At 67.2% G+C, this 18,230-nt stretch carries 16 protein-coding genes; 10 read left to right on the forward strand and 6 right to left on the reverse strand.

All coding sequences use genetic code 11. The features are described from left to right. Window positions 1-38: 38 nt before the first annotated feature. Together RM50_RS18600 and RM50_RS18605 are read left to right on the forward strand one after the other, a co-directional pair. Window positions 39-3,560 (forward strand): DEAD/DEAH box helicase, encoded by a 3,522-nt coding sequence (locus RM50_RS18600; protein ID WP_043455814.1) that lies wholly within the window; start codon window positions 39-41, stop codon window positions 3,558-3,560. A gap of 197 nt (window positions 3,561-3,757) precedes the next feature. Next, complete coding sequence (locus tag RM50_RS18605; RefSeq protein WP_240472015.1) at window positions 3,758-4,807, forward strand: family 43 glycosylhydrolase; 1,050 nt, start codon at window positions 3,758-3,760, stop codon at window positions 4,805-4,807. Between the two features lie 200 nt (window positions 4,808-5,007). On the opposite strand, the gene RM50_RS18610 is transcribed toward RM50_RS18605, so the two are convergent. Beyond that, window positions 5,008-6,300 (reverse strand): ammonium transporter, encoded by a 1,293-nt coding sequence (locus RM50_RS18610; protein ID WP_043455818.1) that lies wholly within the window; start codon window positions 6,298-6,300, stop codon window positions 5,008-5,010. A 447-nt stretch (window positions 6,301-6,747) separates the two neighbouring features. Here RM50_RS18610 and RM50_RS18615 point away from each other — a divergent pair, with 447 nt between their 5' ends. From RM50_RS18615 to RM50_RS18630, 4 genes are all read left to right on the forward strand, one after another. Continuing rightward, window positions 6,748-7,881 (forward strand): Gfo/Idh/MocA family protein, encoded by a 1,134-nt coding sequence (locus tag RM50_RS18615; RefSeq protein ID WP_430929420.1) that lies wholly within the window; start codon window positions 6,748-6,750, stop codon window positions 7,879-7,881. Continuing rightward, window positions 7,881-8,627: a ThuA domain-containing protein gene (locus RM50_RS18620; RefSeq protein WP_205622305.1), complete on the forward strand. Its 747-nt coding sequence runs from the start codon at window positions 7,881-7,883 to the stop codon at window positions 8,625-8,627. Before RM50_RS18615 ends, RM50_RS18620 begins: the two co-directional genes overlap by 1 nt. 160 nt (window positions 8,628-8,787) lie before the next feature. Next, window positions 8,788-9,162, forward strand: coding sequence for a cupin domain-containing protein (locus tag RM50_RS18625; protein WP_043455824.1), 375 nt, complete (start codon window positions 8,788-8,790; stop codon window positions 9,160-9,162). A 126-nt stretch (window positions 9,163-9,288) separates the two neighbouring features. After that, window positions 9,289-10,275, forward strand: coding sequence for an NAD-dependent epimerase/dehydratase family protein (locus RM50_RS18630; RefSeq protein WP_043455827.1), 987 nt, complete (start codon window positions 9,289-9,291; stop codon window positions 10,273-10,275). A gap of 16 nt (window positions 10,276-10,291) precedes the next feature. On the opposite strand, the gene RM50_RS18635 is transcribed toward RM50_RS18630, so the two are convergent. Then, window positions 10,292-10,753 (reverse strand): hypothetical protein, encoded by a 462-nt coding sequence (locus RM50_RS18635; RefSeq protein WP_043455830.1) that lies wholly within the window; start codon window positions 10,751-10,753, stop codon window positions 10,292-10,294. Next, entirely contained in the window at window positions 10,740-12,680 is a 1,941-nt protein-coding gene (locus RM50_RS18640) for a primary-amine oxidase (protein WP_043455865.1), read from the reverse strand. The genes RM50_RS18635 and RM50_RS18640 overlap by 14 nt, the downstream gene beginning before the upstream one ends. Before the next feature lie 124 nt (window positions 12,681-12,804). Between RM50_RS18640 and RM50_RS18645 the strand changes: the two genes are divergently transcribed. Together RM50_RS18645 and RM50_RS18650 are read left to right on the forward strand one after the other, a co-directional pair. Continuing rightward, window positions 12,805-13,410 (forward strand): TetR/AcrR family transcriptional regulator, encoded by a 606-nt coding sequence (locus tag RM50_RS18645; protein ID WP_043455832.1) that lies wholly within the window; start codon window positions 12,805-12,807, stop codon window positions 13,408-13,410. An 85-nt stretch (window positions 13,411-13,495) separates the two neighbouring features. Next, entirely contained in the window at window positions 13,496-13,672 is a 177-nt protein-coding gene (locus tag RM50_RS18650) for a CsbD family protein (RefSeq protein WP_018770044.1), read from the forward strand. Between the two features lie 72 nt (window positions 13,673-13,744). Here RM50_RS18650 and RM50_RS18655 read toward each other — a convergent pair whose 3' ends face one another. Then, window positions 13,745-14,182 carry a DUF1003 domain-containing protein gene (locus RM50_RS18655; protein ID WP_043455835.1) on the reverse strand — a complete coding sequence of 146 codons (438 nt, stop codon included), beginning with the start codon at window positions 14,180-14,182 and terminating at the stop codon, window positions 13,745-13,747. Between the two features lie 37 nt (window positions 14,183-14,219). Further along, the gene (locus RM50_RS18660; RefSeq protein ID WP_043455837.1) at window positions 14,220-14,894 is read right to left on the reverse strand and encodes a DUF1345 domain-containing protein; all 675 of its coding nucleotides are present in this window, start codon (window positions 14,892-14,894) and stop codon (window positions 14,220-14,222) included. Between the two features lie 162 nt (window positions 14,895-15,056). Here RM50_RS18660 and RM50_RS18665 point away from each other — a divergent pair, with 162 nt between their 5' ends. Beyond that, complete coding sequence (locus tag RM50_RS18665) at window positions 15,057-16,025, forward strand: helix-turn-helix domain-containing protein (RefSeq protein WP_082007142.1); 969 nt, start codon at window positions 15,057-15,059, stop codon at window positions 16,023-16,025. A 27-nt stretch (window positions 16,026-16,052) separates the two neighbouring features. Here RM50_RS18665 and gdhA read toward each other — a convergent pair whose 3' ends face one another. Continuing rightward, window positions 16,053-17,390, reverse strand: a complete 1,338-nt coding sequence (gene gdhA, locus RM50_RS18670; RefSeq protein ID WP_043455841.1) for an NADP-specific glutamate dehydrogenase — start codon at window positions 17,388-17,390, stop codon at window positions 16,053-16,055. Between the two features lie 202 nt (window positions 17,391-17,592). On the opposite strand from gdhA, the gene RM50_RS18675 reads away from it, so the two are divergent. Next, entirely contained in the window at window positions 17,593-18,222 is a 630-nt protein-coding gene (locus tag RM50_RS18675) for an AmiS/UreI family transporter (protein WP_043455843.1), read from the forward strand. Window positions 18,223-18,230: the final 8 nt, after the last annotated feature.

Consider the following 18,230-nt stretch of genomic DNA (forward strand, 5'->3'; position numbering starts at 1 on the left):
CCCGGCCCCGCCGTGGCCTGCCGAAAGTAGTGCGCCCCATGCCATCCCAACCGGACGAAAGTGCGGACCTGGCAATACAGACACCCGCCATCAACGACCGCTCCCTGGCGGCCGGGCTGGCGTATGCCATGGCGGGCAGGGTGTCCGGCATATCGTTCGACGGCGGCACGGGGCTCATGCTGGGGAAGGTCAGGGGCGGTGCGGAGGTTCCCTACTCCACCACGGCCAAGCTGGTCCGCAAAGGGGGCGGCTGGAGCTGCACCGTGGGCGTGTGCAGCTGCCCGGTCCGGAAGGACTGCAAGCATGTTGCGGCGCTGCTGTTCGCCGCCGAGGACAGCCCCTCCGTCCGGATGCAGCTGCTGGTGCCGTCCACCTCCACCCAGGTGTCGCGCGCACCCGCGGCGGCCCTCTCCGACTGGGAGCAGGCCCTGAGCCCGCTGATCTCGCAGCCCGGTGCCGCCGCCGCCGGCGGCGGGATCCCGCTGGCCCTGCAGTTCGAGATCGAAGAGCCGCCCCCGCACTTCTCCTACACCGGCCGCCGGGACCCGGTCCGCGGAGTGCGGCAGCTCAAGGTCCGGCCCGTCATTATGGGTGCCAAAGGCAAGTGGATCCGCGGCGACGTTTCCTGGAACACCCTGAGCTACCTGGATTTCCGCCGGGAATCCAACCAGGCGCACGTCGAATGGCTGCAGGAGTTCCTGGCCGGCCATTCCTCCTCCGCCAGCCGGATGCACAACTCTGCGGGCCTGTGGCTGAACCTGAACTCGTACGCCGGGAAGAACATGTGGAGCCTGCTGTCCGATGCCCGGAAGATCGGGCTCGCCCTGGTCCACTCGCGCGGCACCGAACCGGTCCGGCTCGCGGAGGCCCCTGCCGCCGTCGCGCTTTCCCTGAGCCGTTACGGCACCCCGGTGGAGGACCCCGCCGCACCAGTCGCGGGCGCCGGCAGCGCCGGGGAGTCCGACGGCGGGCTGGAGCTTGCACCCACCATCACCGTTGAGGGGGAAGAGGTTGATCCGGCGTCGGTGGGCACGATCGGCCGGCCCGCGCACGGCCTCTTCTTCACCTCCGGCGAAGCGTCGCTGCCGGGCGTCCCGGACCCCAACGGCACCATTACCCTGGCACCGCTGGAGAACGGCCTGAGCCAGGAGCTGCTGGCGTTTGTCACGGCCGGCAGCACCCTGCACATCCCGGCCAGGGATGAGTCGCGGTTCCTCACCGGCTTCTACCCCAAACTCAAGCAGACAGCGCGGGTCACGGCGCGGGACGAGTCCGTCGAACTTCCCGAACTTGCCCTCCCCACCCTGTCCCTGTTGGCCAATTACGGCGCGGACCACCGGGTGCGGCTGCACTGGGAGTGGCACTACAAGACCGGCAAGCTGGTCACGGCCCAGCCGCTGTGGCGCCATCCGGGCGACCACGGCTACCGTGACGACACCGCGGAGGCCCGCATCCTGGAGGGCGTCGGCCGGCCGTGGGACGTGGTGCCGGCCCTGGGTGAGTCCGCGACCGGCGGCTGGGGCACTCCCCGGCTGGCGGCCTCCACCGAGCTGACAGGCCTGGACACGCTCGCCTTCACCGAGGAAGTGCTGCCCCGGCTGCAGGAGGCCCCGGACGTGGACGTGGAGACCGTGGGCGACATCGCCGACTACCGCGAAGCCGAGGAAGCCCCGGTGGTGTCCATCTCCACCAAGGCCACCGAGCAGCGGGACTGGTTCGACCTGGGCATCCAGATTTCGCTGGAAGGCCAGCCGGTTTCCTTCGCCGCCGTGTTCTCCGCCCTCGCTGCCGGCCAGACCAGGATGCTGCTGCCCAGCGGCGCCTACTTCTCCCTCGACCTGCCGGAACTGCACCAGCTGCGGGCCCTGATCGAGGAAGCCCGGTCGCTGCAGGACAACAAGGACGCACCGCTGCAGATCAGCCGGTTCCAGGCGGGGCTCTGGGACGAGCTGGCCCAGCTGGGGATCGTGGACGAACAGGCAGCGGCCTGGCGCTCCGCCGTGGGCGGACTGCTGGAGGGCGGCACCGACGGCCTGCCGTTCCCGGCATCGCTCAATGCCGAACTGCGCCCGTACCAGCTGGAGGGCTACAACTGGCTCAGCTTCCTCTACAAGCACGGGCTCGGCGGCATCCTCGCCGACGACATGGGCCTGGGCAAGACCGTCCAGGCACTGGCCCTGATGTGCGCGGCGAAGGAACTGGCGGTTGCGGCCGCTGCCGCGTTGGAGCAGGGCGGTCCGGCCGACGGCGGAGCTGCCGCCGGCCCTGCGGTCAACGGCGCCGGCCCTGCGGTTGGCAGCAGTGGCCAGCCGGCCGCCGTCGCGCCCTTCCTGGTGGTGGCCCCCACCAGCGTGGTGGGCAACTGGGCCCTCGAAGCCGCCCGGTTTGCGCCCGGGCTGACCGTGCGGACGGTGGGTGAGACCTTCGCCAAGAGCGGCCAGGATCCGGCGGAAACCCTGGCGGGCGCGGACGTGGTGATCACCTCCTACGCCCTGTTCCGGATCGACTACGAGTCCTACGCCTCCCGCACCTGGTCAGGGCTGGTGCTGGATGAGGCGCAGTTCGTGAAGAACCACCAGTCCAAGGCATACCAGTGCGCCCGCAAGTTGCCGGCCGGGTTCAAGCTGGCCATCACGGGCACTCCGCTGGAGAACAACCTGATGGAGTTCTGGGCGCTGACCTCGATCGTGGCGCCGGGCCTGTTCGCCAGCCCCAAGCGCTTCGCCGAGTATTACCAGAAGCCGGTGGAGAAGAACGGCGACAAGGGGCAGCTGGAGAAGCTCCGGCGTCGGGTCCGTCCGCTGATGATGCGGCGCACCAAGGACCAGGTGATCAAGGACCTGCCGCCCAAGCAGGAACAGATCCTGGAAGTGGTGCTGAACCCCCGGCACCAGAAGGTGTACCAGACGCACCTGCAGCGGGAGCGGCAAAAGATCCTGGGACTGATCGAGGACGTGAACAAGAACCGGTTCACCATCTTCCAGTCCCTGACCCTGCTGCGGCAGCTCAGCCTGGACGTGTCCCTGGTGGACCCTTCCTTGTCCGCGGTGCGGTCCTCCAAGCTGGACGTCCTCTTCGAACAGCTCGAAGACCTGGTGGCCGAGGGGCACCGGGCACTGATCTTCAGCCAGTTCACCGGCTTCCTGGGCAAGGTGCGGGAGCGGCTGGACGAGGAGGAGATCGAGTACTGCTACCTCGACGGCGGCACCCGGAACCGTGCCGACGTGGTCAGCGAATTCAAGAACGGCAGCGCGCCGGTGTTCCTGATTTCGCTGAAGGCCGGCGGTTTTGGGCTCAACCTCACTGAGGCGGATTACGTGTTCCTGCTGGACCCCTGGTGGAACCCGGCCTCCGAGGCGCAGGCCGTGGACCGGACGCACCGGATCGGCCAGGCACGGAACGTCATGGTGTACCGGCTGGTGGCCAAGGACACGATCGAGGAGAAGGTCATGGCGCTGAAGACCCGCAAGTCGCAGCTGTTCGCGGATGTGATGGAGGGCGACGCCCTGGCCGGCGGGGCGATCACCGCGGAGGACCTGGCAGGCCTGTTCAAGGAATAGCGCGCGCGGATTCGGTTGCGGACGCGCATGCTCGGTTTCGACGCGCAGGTTCATTATCGACGCGCAGGTTCATTATCGACGCGCATGTTCCCTGAAGCGGCCCGGATACCCGCAGCGACGGGGAATACGCGCAGCGTGGATGTGTTTGCGCGTCGAGGACCGCACCATATGCTGGACTCCAACGCAAACTTACAACGTTGGAGAACTCTGTGTCGCAGCAGCAGGCAACCCGGCAGACCCTTGTCCCGGCAGAACCGCACCTCCGCCCGGACGCCTTCACCGTGCCCTACCGCGACCCCGTATGGGACGGCCCCACGGACCCTGTCCTGGTGGCGGACCACACGAGGGGTGAGTGGGTGCTCTTCTACACCCAGCGCCGCGCCGCCGCGCCCGGGCTGACAGGGGTCGAATGGGTGCACGGGACCGGCATCGGGGTCGCGAGGTCGTCCGACGGCGGCACCACCTGGCGCTACCAGGGCACGGCAGAGGGACTCATCCCGCCGGGAACGGAACTGCCGGCAACCCTGTGGGCGCCCGACGTCGTCCGTATTGGCGACCGCTGGATCATGTACCTGACCGTCCTCGGCGGCCGGCGGACCGATTGGACCGGGACAGCGCAGATCGTCCAGTTCGCAAGCCGGGACCTGGAGAACTGGGAATTCATGGGAGGCATCGACCTCGACTCGCCCCGGGTGATCGACGCCGCCGTGGCCCGGTGCGGGGACGGGCGGTTCCGGCTCTGGTACAAGGACGAGTCCCGCGGCTCGAACACCTACAGCGCCGTGACGGACACCCCGGCGGACCCGGCATCGTGGGTCCGTGAGGGCGTCGCGATCCCTGGCCGGCCGCACGAAGGGCCCAAGGTCTTCCGGCTGGGCGGCTGGTACTGGATGATCGTCGACGAGTGGCGCGGGCAGGCGGTCTACCGCTCTCCCGACGCAACCGGAAACTGGGTCCGGCAGGAGCACCGTGGCGGGCTGGTCCTCACGGCGCCGGACGCGTGGGACGGACGCGCCGTCGTCGGACGCCACGCGGACGTGGTGCCCCTTCCCGACGCGGCCGGGCAACCGGCCGGTGAAACGTCCGACGGCGGCACGCAGCGTGCGCTGCTGGTGTACTTTACGCACCCGTACTGGGGCGGCGACGACATTGGCACCATGGCGCCGGACCCGCGCACCCGGCTGAGCCATGTCCGGGCGGCGGTGCTGGAAGTGCGTGACGGGACCCTGCTCTGCACCGAACACTAAGCGGCGCTAAAAAACCGGACGCCAACGACGGGGACACGGCGAAGGGCCAAACCCTGGAACTATAAGCCGGCTGCTGCCGGCACCGGTCCAAGGTTTGGCCCTGACTCGTGCACTGGGGCGCGTGCGTTCACGCGGAATGGTGCACCGGGCGCCGCCCCCAGCAGGCGGGCGCCCGGCAGCTTGTGCTGGATACTGCGGGACTAGACGCGCTGCGGCGAGCCCAGCTCCACCGGATCCTCGTCCGTCAGGTAGGCCAGTTCGGAGTGCGCTGCGAGGTCGATGCCGCGCATCTCGTCCTCCGGCTTGATGCGGAGGCCGCCCATGGCCTTGTCCAGGACCTTGGCGAGGACCCAGGTGACGCCGAAGGAGTAGACCAGCACCGTCACGGTGGCCAGGGCCTGTACGCCCAGGAGTTCGAAACCGCCGCCGTAGAACAGGCCGCTGACCGCGTTGGGTGCGGCGTCCGTGGCGAAGAGGCCGATCAGCAGGGTGCCCAGGATGCCGCCCACGAGGTGGACGCCGACGACGTCGAGCGAGTCATCGAAGCCGAGCCGGAACTTCAGTTCGATGGCCAGGGAGCAGACGGCTCCGGCGATCGCGCCGATGGCCACGGCTCCCAGCGGGCTGACGGCGCCACAGGCCGGGGTGATGGCGACCAGCGCGGAGATCAGGCCGGACGCGGCGCCCATGCTGGTGGCTGCGCCGTGGCGGACCCGCTCCACGAGCGCCCAGGCGAGCAGGCCGGCGGAGGCGGCGACGGCGGTGTTGAGGAAGACGACCGACGCCGACTGGCCGGCGGAGAGTGCCGAGCCGGCGTTGAAGCCGAACCAGCCCACCCACAATAGCCCTGCGCCCACCAGCACCAGCGGCCGGCTGTGCGGCTTGGTGTGTTCCATCTTGGGCCAGCCGGAGCTCTTGCCCAGGACGAGCGCGAGGGCCAGGGCAGCGGCGCCGGCATTCATGTGCACTGCGGTGCCGCCGGCGAAGTCGATGGCTTTGATGCCGTTGGCGATCCAGCCGCCCACCGTGCTGCCGTCCGCCGAGTCGAAGGCGAAGACCCAGTGCGCGATGGGGAAGTAGACGATGGTGGCCCAAATGCCCGCGAACAGCATCCAGGCGCCGAACTTCATCCGGCCGGCGGCAGCACCCGCGACCAGCGCCGTGGTCACACAGGCGAAGAACAGCTGGAACGCGGCAAACAGGATGACCGGGATGGAGGCCGAGTCATCCTTGGCCATCATCTGGCCCATGCCGGGGAACTCGGTGACGTCACCGATCAGCCCCAGGCCGCCCACCGAGTTGCCGAAGGCCATTGAATAGCCGAACAGTGCCCACAGGACGGCCACCAGGCTGGCGCCGCCGAAGCACATCATCATCATGTTCAGGATGCGGCGCGACCCCACCATGCCCCCGTAAAACAGGGCCAGGGCGGGAATCATCATGCAGACCAGCGCCGAGCTGGCCAAAATCCAAGCGACATTTCCCGAATCCATGGGAAACCCCTTTCGTGATGCGAAGAGAGAACGGTGAGTTGCCGTCAGAGCCGCTCATGGAGGGACGTGGACGGAGGGGCCACGTTCAGCGGAGGGGCGGCTGTTGCCGTCTGTTTCCAACTGTATGGCGGCTATTTTTAGGTAGGTTTCGGCTGTGTTAAATGGTGGTTTCAGTCATCCACACGCGAGTTTCAGGCGTCCCGCGGCTCGCAGGAGTTACTGGCGCGTCACGCCAGGCACGCTTTCAGGGAGCGGACGACGTCGGGAGGCCGGGTTTTCGCGGCACACGCACCAAGGTGGGTCGAAAGCATGCCCGGCGTGACGCCGTCGGCGGCTGCCCGATATCGCCGGGCCGAAGCGGCGGCTAGGCTGAAAACCACGGAGCGGAAGGTTTCACCGGCCGGTACCCGCCACCGTCCGAACCCCGGGACGAAAGGACGCATCCCTTTGAACAAGCAGCAACCCATCGCCCGGCAGGCACCCACGCCCGGAGAACCCACAGCGCCGGAACTGCGGGTCGGCGTGGTCGGCATCGGCTGGGCCGGCCAGCAGCACCTGAAGGCCTACCACGGCCTCGAGGGCGTCAGCATTGTGTCCCTGGCCGGAATGGAACAGGAGCTCCGCGACTCCCTGCAGGCCGGCTACTCCATTCCCAACGCCTTCGCCGACTGGAAGGACATGCTGGAGCACGGCGGCCTGGACGCCGTCAGCGTGGCTGTGCCCACGTTCCTGCACGCGCCCATCGCCATCGCCGCATTGGAACGGGGCATCCACGTCCTCAGCGAAAAGCCCATCGCTCGCAACGCCGCCGAGGGCCAGGCCATGGTGGACGCCGCCCGAGAAGCCGGCCGCGTCCTGGACGTGGCCTTCAACCACCGCCGCCGCGGCGACATCAAGGCCCTCAAGGAAGTTATTGACCACGGCGGACTGGGCCGGCCCTACTACGCCAAGGCATCCTGGCTCCGCCGCTCCGGCATCCCCACGCTGGGCAGCTGGTTCACCAATCCGGAGCTTGCCGGCGGCGGGCCGCTGGCAGACATCGGCGTCCACGTGCTCGACTTCGCCCTGCACCTCCTCGGCGAACCGAAGGTGGTGGCAGTCTCGGCAGCCACCCATTCCGAGCTCGGCCCGCAAGGCAGGGGCGGCGGAAGCCGGTTCTCCGCCCAGGCCTCCAGCCACGCCTTTGAAGTGGAGGACTTCGCCTCGGCATTCCTAAGGCTGGAGGACGGTGCCACGCTGCTTGTCGAGGCGAGCTGGGCGGCTTACCGGGAAACGGACGACCAGCTGGACTTCACGGTGTACGGAACCGACGGCGGTGCCGAACTCAGGGTGCACGGCGCCCCTTTCCCGCCTGTGGGAAAGCTCCGGGTGTTTACCGACAGGGACGGCGAGTCCGCGGACTACCTGCCCCCTGTCCTGCCGGGCCGCGCCCATGACGCCGTGGTGGAGGATTTCGTCACCGCAGTCCGTGGCGGGGAGCAGGTCTGGGCCAAACATGATGGGTCCCTGGCCCTCTACCGGGCACAGATTATCGACGCGTGCTACCAGTCCGCGCTTGAGCAGAGGGAGGTCCGGCTCTGATGAACGGCAAACTGAAAATCCTGGTGTGGAACGAGGGCGTCCACGAGGCGAACAACCAGCCGAGGCACATCGGTGAGATCTACCCGGACGGCATCCACGGCGCCATCGCCGCGGGCCTTCGGTCCCATTGCCCCGACGCGGAGATTACGACGGCGGTCCTGGCCACGGACGATGAACACGGCCTGGCCGAGGAGGTGCTCGCGGAGACGGACGTCCTGCTGTGGTGGGGCCATGTGGCGCATGCCGAGGTAAGCGACGCCGTCGTCGAGCGCGTCCACCGGCACGTGCTGGGCGGGATGGGACTCATCGTGCTCCATTCCGGGCACTTCTCGAAGATCTTCACCAAACTCCTGGGCACCAGCTGCTCGCTGGCATGGCGGAACGACGGCGAACGCGAACTGGTGTGGACGGTCAAGCCGTCCCATCCCATCGCCGAGGGCGTGGACAGCCCCATCGTCATCCCGGAACAGGAAATGTACGGGGAACTGTTCGACATCCCCGACCCGGACGACCTGATCTTCATCAGCTCCTTCGCCGGCGGCGAGGTGTTCCGCTCCGGCGTCACCTTCACCCGCGGCAAGGGACGCATCTTCTACTTCAGCCCGGGAGACCAGGAATACCCGGTGTACCACCACCCGCAGGTCCAGCGGGTCCTGGCCAACGGCGTGAAGTGGGCGGCGCAGCCGGACCTGGACCGTTCGGCACCCACCGTGACCAACCCCGCACGGGAGTGGTTCCAGGAGTAAAAGCGTCATTGACATCGGCTGCGGGCAAGAGCAGATTGGGATCGTCGCACACGAGGTCCGGCAGGTTCTGGACGGGCACATCCCGCCCTGCCGGGCCATCTCCCGGCGCCGCCCAGCCCGCCGGATGAACTGAACAACCACTCCTTACCGGGAGCCAGCAATGCCTGCAGTAACGGTCACGAACCTTGAATCCAAATCCTTCAACGACCCCGACGAGAAGCGCCGCCCGCCCAAGACAGAGGTGGACGTCATCAACATTGGCGGCGCCACCCTGGGCCGGTTCACCTTCGAACCGGGCTGGCGATGGTCCGAAACTGTCAAAACCGTCGTCCATACCGACAGCTGCCAGAACAACCACCTCGGCTTCTGCACCGCCGGAACCCTTACCGTCCAACTGAACGATGGAACCCGGAAGACCATCCACGCGGGGGACGCCTACTCCATCCCGGCGGGGCACGATGCCTGGGTGGAAAACGATGAGACGTTCGTTGGCTATGAAGTCATGAGTGCCGCCGAATACGCCAAGCCCGCGTGACCACACTGAAGCCGGCGCACGCACAGTAGCCGGCAGCCACAGCAGCCACAGCAAAGGGAGGCCCCCGGACCTCCCTTTCCTGCTGCCCGGGCCCTACGGTGGAGAAAATACAACGATCGGAGAGCAATGAGAGTCACCGTCATCGGCGGCAGCGGCCACATCGGTTCGTTCCTGGTCCCCCGGCTGGTCCGCGCCGGCCACGAGGTCACCACCATCAGCCGCGGCACCAGCAGGCCCTACATCGACGCACCTGAATGGCAGCAGGTGCACCAGGTCAGCGCCGACCGGGAGCGGGAGGACCGTGACGGGACATTCGGGGACCGGGTGGCCGCACTGAAGCCGGACGCCGTGGTGGACCTGGTCTGCTTCACGCTGGAATCGGCAGCCTCCCTGGTGCAGCGGCTGCGCGGCGAGGTGGGACACCTGCTGCATTGCGGCTCCATCTGGCGGTACGGCCAAAGCCTGAAGCTGCCCATCCGCGAAGGGTCCGGCTCTGCCGCCGCTCCCTTTGGCGACTACGGCATCGAAAAGAACCGGATCGCGGTGATGCTGCAGGAGGAAACGGCCCGCGGCGGCCTGGCCACCACGTCGCTGCACCCAGGCCACATCGTGGGACCGGGATGGCATCCCATCGGTCCGCTGGGAAACCTGGACCCCGTTGTCTGGCACCAGATCTCAGCCGGCCGGCCCCTCCGGGTTCCCGGCAGCGGCGCCGAGCTGATGCATCACGTCCACGCCGACGACGTCGCCCAGGCGTTCGAGCTGGCCATCTCCCGGCGGGAGGCCGCCGCCGGGGAGGACTTCAACATTGTGGCCCCCACGGCACTGACCGTGCGCGGCTACGCGGACATCGCCTCCGCCTGGTTCGGGCACGCCGCCGTGCTGGAAACGGTCAGCTGGGAACGCTTCCGCGAAGACACGTCGAAGGAGTATGCGGAGTCGAGCTGGGGACACCTGTACCGCAGCCAATGCTTCAGCATCGGGAAGGCCGCATCGGTGCTGGGCTACGCCCCGCGCTACGAGCCCGAGCAGGCCATCTACGAATCCATCCAGTGGCTTGTTGATCATGGGCAACTTCACGTCGCCCGCCCCCTGGGCGTCCCGGCCGGCTGAAGCAGCGTGCAGCCGGCTACGCGGGGAGCCGTCGAAGCCGCGCCACCAGCGTGGCAGCCAGCAGCGCCGTCGCCAGTTCCAGCGCGATGACCAGCAGCAGCCCGGCACCGTCCGCATGGGCAGCGGACGACGGCGGCCCGCCGGCGTGGGAGTGTCCCGCACCGCGGGAGCCCAGCAGCAGGAACGCGTGCAGGCCGGCCATCGCGGCGGCGGCACCTGCCACCTGATGCAGCGCCCCCACCCTGCTGGACCGCCAGATATGGACGGCACACGGGAGGCAGACGGCGGCTGGTACCACCATCAGGACTGCGAACCAGGCGTCGTGGTGGCCGGATGCGGCCAGCCACAGGTGGGCGACGCAGCACAGGGCGGTGACCACGGCCACCAGCCGCGGATGCAGGACAGGACCCTTGGCACGGGGCCGCCCTGCCGACGTCGTGCTCCCTGCGGTCGCAGGGGCGAGGCTAGTGGCAGCCACCGCTGCCGCCCTCGGTGTGACAGGAGGATTCCTGCTTGTTGGGGTTGGCCGGAACGTCCAGGACGGGGCTCCGGTCGAAGAAGCCCTCGGGGCGGAGCTTGAAGCCCACGGTGTCTACGGGCATGATGGGCCAGTCTTCCACCCGCGGGAAGTGCGTCAGCCCAAAGGTGTGCCACACCACGAGGTCCTGGCCGTTGATGTCACGGTCCTGTGCCACGTACGCGGGCAGGCCGGCGCCGCCGGAATGCTGGTTCACGAAGTCGCCGGTGGGGTACTTCTCGTCCTCTGCAAACCGGGTCACCCAGAGATCCCTGGTGGCGAAGGCGGCCCGTCGGGCGATGGAGGAATCCGGATCCGCCAGAAGCGTGGGCTGGTTCATGGAGTGCAGCTTGTAGCCCACGGGCTCGCCCAGCCGGTTGCGTGATTCCGGGTTGGAGATGATCCAGGTCCTGCCCGCGTGGGCGTCGGCTTCCCGGACGGCTTCCGATTCCCGGGCCAGCAGGGTGCGCTTGCGGGAGAAGGCGTTGCCTCGTTCATTGCCGGGCCCCATTGCCTGCCGGACTACGTCCTCTTCCTCCACCCGGTTCGTGAACCCGTCGATGGCCATGTCCAGCCGGGCGCTGAAAAGGTGCTGGTGGAAGGGCGCGCCCAGGCCCGGGGCGAGCTGGGAGATGTTGTCCGAGCCGCCCTCGGGGAACGCCGACGTGAAGACGATGCCGGTTGCCTTGGCTTCGAACTCGATGGTGCCGTCAAGGTAGAGGTACCAGTAGAAGCCGTAGTCGTAGTTGCCGATGGTGGTGAAGAAGGAGATCACCAGGCGGCGGTTGCGGCGGGTGTAGGTGACGCCGCTCCACAGGTCCGAGTGCTTGGAGAGGATGCTCCAGTCCTCCTCGTGCATGCAGATGCCGTTGCGGATTTCCCGCGGGTTGCCGAACGCGTCGCTGATCACCGGGCTCAGGTACGTGATCTCGCCAAGGCAATCGCACCCGAGCTCCAGCGAGTTGGCGTACTGGCCCACAAGGTATTCACCGGTGTCGAAGTAGTTCTGCCAGGACCGGATGGGCGAGGGGTCGCCGTAGGGCACCACCATTTCGGCAATCGATGCCCGGTTGATGATGGGCCGCTTCCGGCCGCCGTCCTGGAAGGCCAGGTTGTGCAGGACCACCCCTTCGCGGACATCGAACCCCACGTCCACGCTCCACTTTTCCCACTCCACGTGGTTGCCGCCCGTGACGGTGAAGCTGGGCCCCTCGGGCTGGGTGATGCTGATGGGCTTCTGGGTTGTGCGTACCGGGCCGGTCAGTTCGGGATCGGTGTAGTTGCCGTGCTCGGCCGGGATGGGCATGGCGCCGAGGTCGATCACCTGGGTGACTTCCTTGCTGACCACATCCACATAGGCCACCAGGCCGTCCACCGGATGTGCCCACGCACTGTCCTCCGGGAAGTCCTGGACGAACGCGAGCCCGCGCAGGATGCGGCGTCCCTTCTCCTCCGTGTACTCGAACACGCCCGCCGACAGCGGGGCAACACGGACCTTTTCGACGGCGAGTCCCCGGTCGGCGAGCGCCTTGAGCCACCGTTCGTCGGTGGCCAGGAGCGACTCCACCACTTCGAACTCCTCCTCCAGGACCGGCAGTTCGCCGCTGACGGCGGTGTCGAGTTCGACGGCGGACAGCACCTTTCCCTGCGCTGTGGAGACGGTGATGTCGCGCGGAGCGGCGCCGGAGACGTCGTGGATGAAGACACGGAACCGGCGCTCCGCCTCCTCCGGCTGCGTGCCGCGCGCCGGATCAAGCAACCCCAGGTAGGCGATGCGGTGCTGCGCGCCCAAGTGCCCTTCCGACTGGAGGATGGAGCGGACAGCCAGGATTTCCTGCGCCGATGCCAGGCAGAAGGCAGATGCAGTGCGGGTTGGTGCAAGAGTCATGGGAGAACCTTTGTCCGGGCCGTTGCCGGCCACTGGGAGTTTATTTTCTATAGTTGTAGAGAATAAAGGTCCGTAACATGGCTCACAAGAGCCTGAGCAAAAATATTTCCGGGGAGACGCCGCGGTGCCCAAGATAGTTGACCATGACGAGCGCCGCCTGGAACTCGTGGATGCCACCTGGCGGATCATCGCCCGCCAGGGCCTGGAGAGTGCCACCATGCGTGAAATCGCCATGGAGGCCGGCTTTGCCAACGGTGCCCTGAAGCCCTACTTCCCCACCAAGGACACGCTGCTCGAATTCGCCTTCAGCCACGTCTTCAACCGGACCAACCAGCGGATCGCCGAGGTCACCGCCGGGAAGACCGGACTGGCCGCACTGCGCGCCTTCTGCCTGGAAGTCCTCCCCCTGGATGAGGAGCGCGTCAACGAGGCGCGCATCGTCATTCCGTTCTGGCAAAAGGCAGTCAACGATCCCCAGAAGGCGAAAATCCACCAGCAGTCCATGGCGGAATGGATATCGGCAATCCGCCGCTATCTCTCGGAGGCGCGGGACAGTGGGGCCATCGGGGCCCGCGTCGACGATGCCATCCTGGCCGGCCAGCTCCTCAACATGCTGCTCGGCGCGCAGATCGAGGCCGCACTGGCGCCGGAGGGCAAGGCCGGGGTCGGGCATGAAGCGCAGCTGGAGGGCTATCTGACCCTGCTGGAAAAAAATCCCGGCGGGAAATGAGCGCCAAACTCGAAAGTATGCTTACTATTGACTGGTCAGGTTCTGGCGAATGCCGGAGCGAGCACGAACTGTAAGGAGCATCTCCATGGGTTTGGATGACAAGATCGGCAACGCAGCAGAGAAGCTCGGCGGCAAGGGCAAGGAAGCTGCCGGAAACGCCACAGGCGATGAAAGCCTGAAGGCTGAAGGCCAGACGGACCAGGCAAAGTCGGACCTCAAGCAGGCCGGCGAGCACGTCAAGGATGCCTTCAAGAAGGATTAATTGGCGCTTGCAATAATGGGTGCAGCTCCTGCGGGAGTTGCACCCATTGCTGGTTTAAGGGGAATTCCAGCGTCAGGAGAGTCCGGGCCCGGCGCTGCCGCCCTGCGGGTTGTCCCTGAGGTCGCGCAGTTCCTGCAGCAGCCTCAGCTGCTCGGCATTAATGTTCATGAGCATTTCGATCTGCGCGGCAGCGCGGACATCCGTCTCGTAGTCATGCTGGGCCATGGCTGAGGCGATGGCGTCCTGTCGCTTCGCCGCAATGAGCAGGATCGCACCCTGGAGGCCGGCCAGCATGGACAGGAAAAGGTTCAGCAGGATGTAGGGGTAGGGATCCCAGGCCCGGCTGGCCAGGACGAACGAGTTCACCGCCGCCCACAGCCCCATGGAACCCACGAAAATGCCCACAAACGGCCAGCTGCCCATGCCGTTCCGCAGGGTATCCGCCGCCCGGTCACCTGCGCTGAGGCCTTCTTTGTGCCGCCGGTGCCAGTTCATTCTCATCTCCGCCATGGCCCCAGAATATGTCCTGGCTCCACAGCGGAGGCGGCTAATGGATGAGTCCGGATACCAGGTTGATGGTGGTGGCCAGCACGATGGCGCCGAGGAGGTAGGACAGGAGCGCCTGCCGCAGGACCGTGGAACGGATCGCCCTGGTTTTCAGGTCGGTGTCCGAGACCTGGAACGTCATGCCCACCGTGAACGCCAGATAGGCAAAGTCCGCATAGCTGGGCGGCTCATCCTCATTGAAGTCGACACCGGTACCGCCCTGGTAATAGATGGCGGCATACCGCAGGGTGAAGAGCGTGTGCACCAGGAACCAGGACAGGGCGATGCTGCCCAGCGCCATGGCAACGGTCGCATCCTTGGTCAGGCCCTGGGCGCTGGAGGCATCCAGCAGGATCAGTCCCACCCCGGCAAAGCTGGCCACGGTGGCCGTAAGGACCAGGGCGTCGGAGAACACACGGCCCGGGTCCTCCCTCCGGGCATGGGCAGCCGTGGCGGCCGGACCAAGGCGGCCGATGACGCTCCACACCCAGACCAGGTAAGTGGCCGAGGAAGCAGCCCAGCCAGCGGCGGGGGCATACTGCCAGCTGCCCAGCAATCCCACCCCCAGCGCCGCCAGGAGTCCGACGGCGAGCATCACCAGCACCCGCAGGCGGGAGTGGTGCGCCCGGGAGTTGTAGTTGCGGTGCTGTTCAGCCGTGGCCGGGACGCGGTTCATGGCCTGATCATGGCATGGGAGCCTTGGGGCAGGCTGGCAAAGCAAGAACTTTATTTTCGCCAGCCGTTGAAAATAAGTTCCGGTGCGGTTAATCTGGGTGGACTGTGTCCCACGACACAACCGGGGGAACCGCCATGCTGCAGCCCGTCGCAAGGAACCTCAATGCCAGCACCAGCTTCAACCGGGGCGATGTCCCGGGAAACCAGCCAGCATCTCACCTCCAGCGTTGCCGCGTCCTTCGACCACTGGAAGCACCTGGTGGCGGAGTCCTTCGTGCCCCTTACCGCCAGGACCGATAACGTGGACGGATTCCAGGGAAAGATGCGGTCCCGGGTGCTGGACCGGATGTCGATCGTGGAAGTCACAGCCACATCGCACGAGGTGCACCGCACGCCGGCATTGATTGCCCAGGCCCATGAGCGCTACTTCAAGTTGAACCTGCAGCTGGAAGGAACCGGCCTGCTGATCCAGGACAACCGGGAAGCCGTGCTCCAGCCCGGCGACCTGGCCATCTATGACACCAACCGGCCGTACACGCTCGCCTTCGAGGACCAAACCCGGATCATGGTGCTCATGTTCCCCTGCGATGCCCTGTCCCTGCCGGCGGACTACGTGGGCCAGCTTGCGGCGGTCAGGATGGGCGGCGGCGGACTCAGCGGCATCGTGGGCCAGTTCATCCGGGAACTCTCGGCGAACCTGGATGTCCTGAACGGTCCCAGCGGCTCCCGGCTCGCCACGAACGCACTGGACCTGGTGTCCACCATGCTGCATGCGGAAATGGACATCTCCCCCGACCGGATGAAGCCGCAGGCACTGCTGGCCGTCTGCATCCGCGAGTACATCGAGGCCAATCTCTCCGACCCCCTGCTGTCCCCCGCGGGCATCGCAGCGGCACACTTCATTTCCACCCGGCACCTGCACAACGTCTTCCACGAGAGCGGCACCACCGTTGCAAGCTTCATCCGGAGCCAGCGGCTGGAGGGCGCCCGCCGGGACCTGCGGGATCCCCTGCACGCCGGCAAGTCCGTGGGTGCGGTAGCGGCCACCTGGGGATTCCTGGACGCGGCCCACTTCAGCCGGACCTTCCGCGACGCCTTCGGAGTCTCCCCCACCCAGTGGCGCCGCGGCTGACCCGGGGCACTGCCCCTCGGCGTCCCGCTAGATCAAACCCTGCGCCAGCATCGCGTCGGCCACCTTGACGAAGCCGCCGATGTTCGCGCCCAGCACGTAGTTGCCGGGCTCGCCGTATTCCTCTGCAGTGGCGGCGCAGCGCTCATGGATGCCCACCATGATGTCCGTCAGCCGCTCCTCGGTATGCTCAAAGGACCACGAATCGCGGCTGGCGTTCTGCTGCATCTCCAGTGCCGACGTCGCCACGCCGCCTGCGTTCGCCGCCTTGCCGGGCCCGAACAGCACCCCCGCTTCCTGGAACACAGCGACGGCGTCGCGCGTCGACGGCATGTTGGCGCCTTCACCCACCGCGACCAGGCCGCCGCGGACCAGCCGGGCGGCAGCACCGCCGTCGAGCTCGTTCTGGGTGGCGCAGGGCAGCGCCACCGTCGCGTCGACGTCCCAGACGGAGCCGCCGTCCACATACGAAACGCCGGCCCGCCGCTCGGCATACTCCTTCAGGCGCGCCCGCTGCACTTCCCTCACCTCCCGGAGCAGCGCGACGTCGATGCCCGCCTCGTCCACCACGTAGCCGGAGGAGTCGGAGCAGGCAACCACGGTGGCACCGAGGGACTGCGCCTTGGCGATGGCATTGATGGCCACGTTGCCGGAACCGGAGACCACCACGCGCCGGCCCTCCAAGGACGTTCCGCGCGTCTTCAACATCTCCTGGGTGAAGATCACGGTCCCGAAGCCGGTTGCCTCGGGCCGGACCAGGGATCCGCCCCAGGAGACCCCCTTGCCGGTCAGCACGCCGGACTCGTACCTGTTGGTGATGCGCTTGTACTGGCCGAAGAGGTATCCGATTTCACGGCCGCCCACGCCGATGTCGCCCGCGGGAACGTCGGTGTATTCGCCGATGTGGCGGTAGAGCTCGGTCATGAAGGACTGGCAGAACCGCATGACTTCGGCGTCGCTGCGGCCGCGGGGGTCGAAGTCGGAGCCGCCCTTGCCGCCACCAATGGGCATGCCGGTGAGCGCGTTCTTGAAGATCTGCTCGAAACCGAGGAACTTGACGATGCCCAGGTACACCGACGGATGGAAGCGCAGGCCGCCCTTGTAGGGCCCCAGCGCCGAGTTGAACTCGACGCGGAAGCCGCGGTTGATCCGGACGCGGCCGGCGTCGTCCGTCCACGGGACGCGGAAGATGATCTGGCGCTCAGGTTCGCAGAGGCGTTCCAGGATGGCGGCTTCGAGGAATTCGGGGTGGCGGTCGTGGACTGGGCCCAGGCTTTCGAAGACCTCGACCACGGCCTGGTGGAACTCCGCCTCGCCGGGATTCCGCGCCAGGACGGTATCCCTGATGGCTTCCAGCCGTGCGTCCATAAACTCTGTCCTTACCTCGGCACCGGTGTGGAGCGGGCGCCAGGCAGGCCGCGTCGCCCCAATAGGTTTACGCTTCAAGCTATCGGATTACGACCGGCCTACGTTAGCCGGAACATCCCGCCTGCACTAATCTCCGTATTGTGACAGCAAAATTCCGCTTTGTGATATTTCTTCTGGGCGCGCACAGAAGAGGACTGGCCTGATGCCGTACGTCTGCCTCCTGCTCTCCGGCGCCGCCCTGCTGGTAAACGGCCTGGCCACCCTTGGGCACCTGCCCCGCCGGGACGCCGCCGTCCTCAGCCTGGCGGTGGGCGGCACCCAGCTGGTGCTCGGCGTCGTCCATGTCTCCACCGCCGGGCACGCTCCTGCTGACCTGTTGACGGCGGCTGGCATGTTCCTGTTTGGAATTACTTACGTGTATTCGGGGCTGGATGCGCTGCTGTCCCTCGGGTCCCGCGGGCTCGGCTGGTTCTGCGGAATGGTGGCATTCTGCGGGATGCAGCTGGCGGCCGCCTGGCTGGGCAGCGATCCACTCCTGGCGGTGCTCTGGCTGTGCTGGAGCGCGCTCTGGGGGCTGTTGTTCGCGTGCCTGGCCCTCGGCGCAGGACGCCTGGAGCCGTTCGCTGGCTGGTCGCTGGTGCTGACCAGCCAGGTGTCCGCCACCGTTCCCGCCCTTCTTGGCCTGGCGGGATGGTGGCCGGCTGGCGGCTTCGTTGCATGGCTTGCGGCGCTGCTGCTGGGCAGCCTGTTCGGGACGGCACGCGTGCTGGCCCGGCGCGGACCAAAAGTTCCGCGCCGGGCCAGTGCCGGAAAGCCGCTGCCCGCCAGGTAATCCGGTGC

Source organism: Pseudarthrobacter phenanthrenivorans (assembly GCF_000813845.1).
Lineage (GTDB): Bacteria > Actinomycetota > Actinomycetes > Actinomycetales > Micrococcaceae > Arthrobacter > Arthrobacter phenanthrenivorans_B.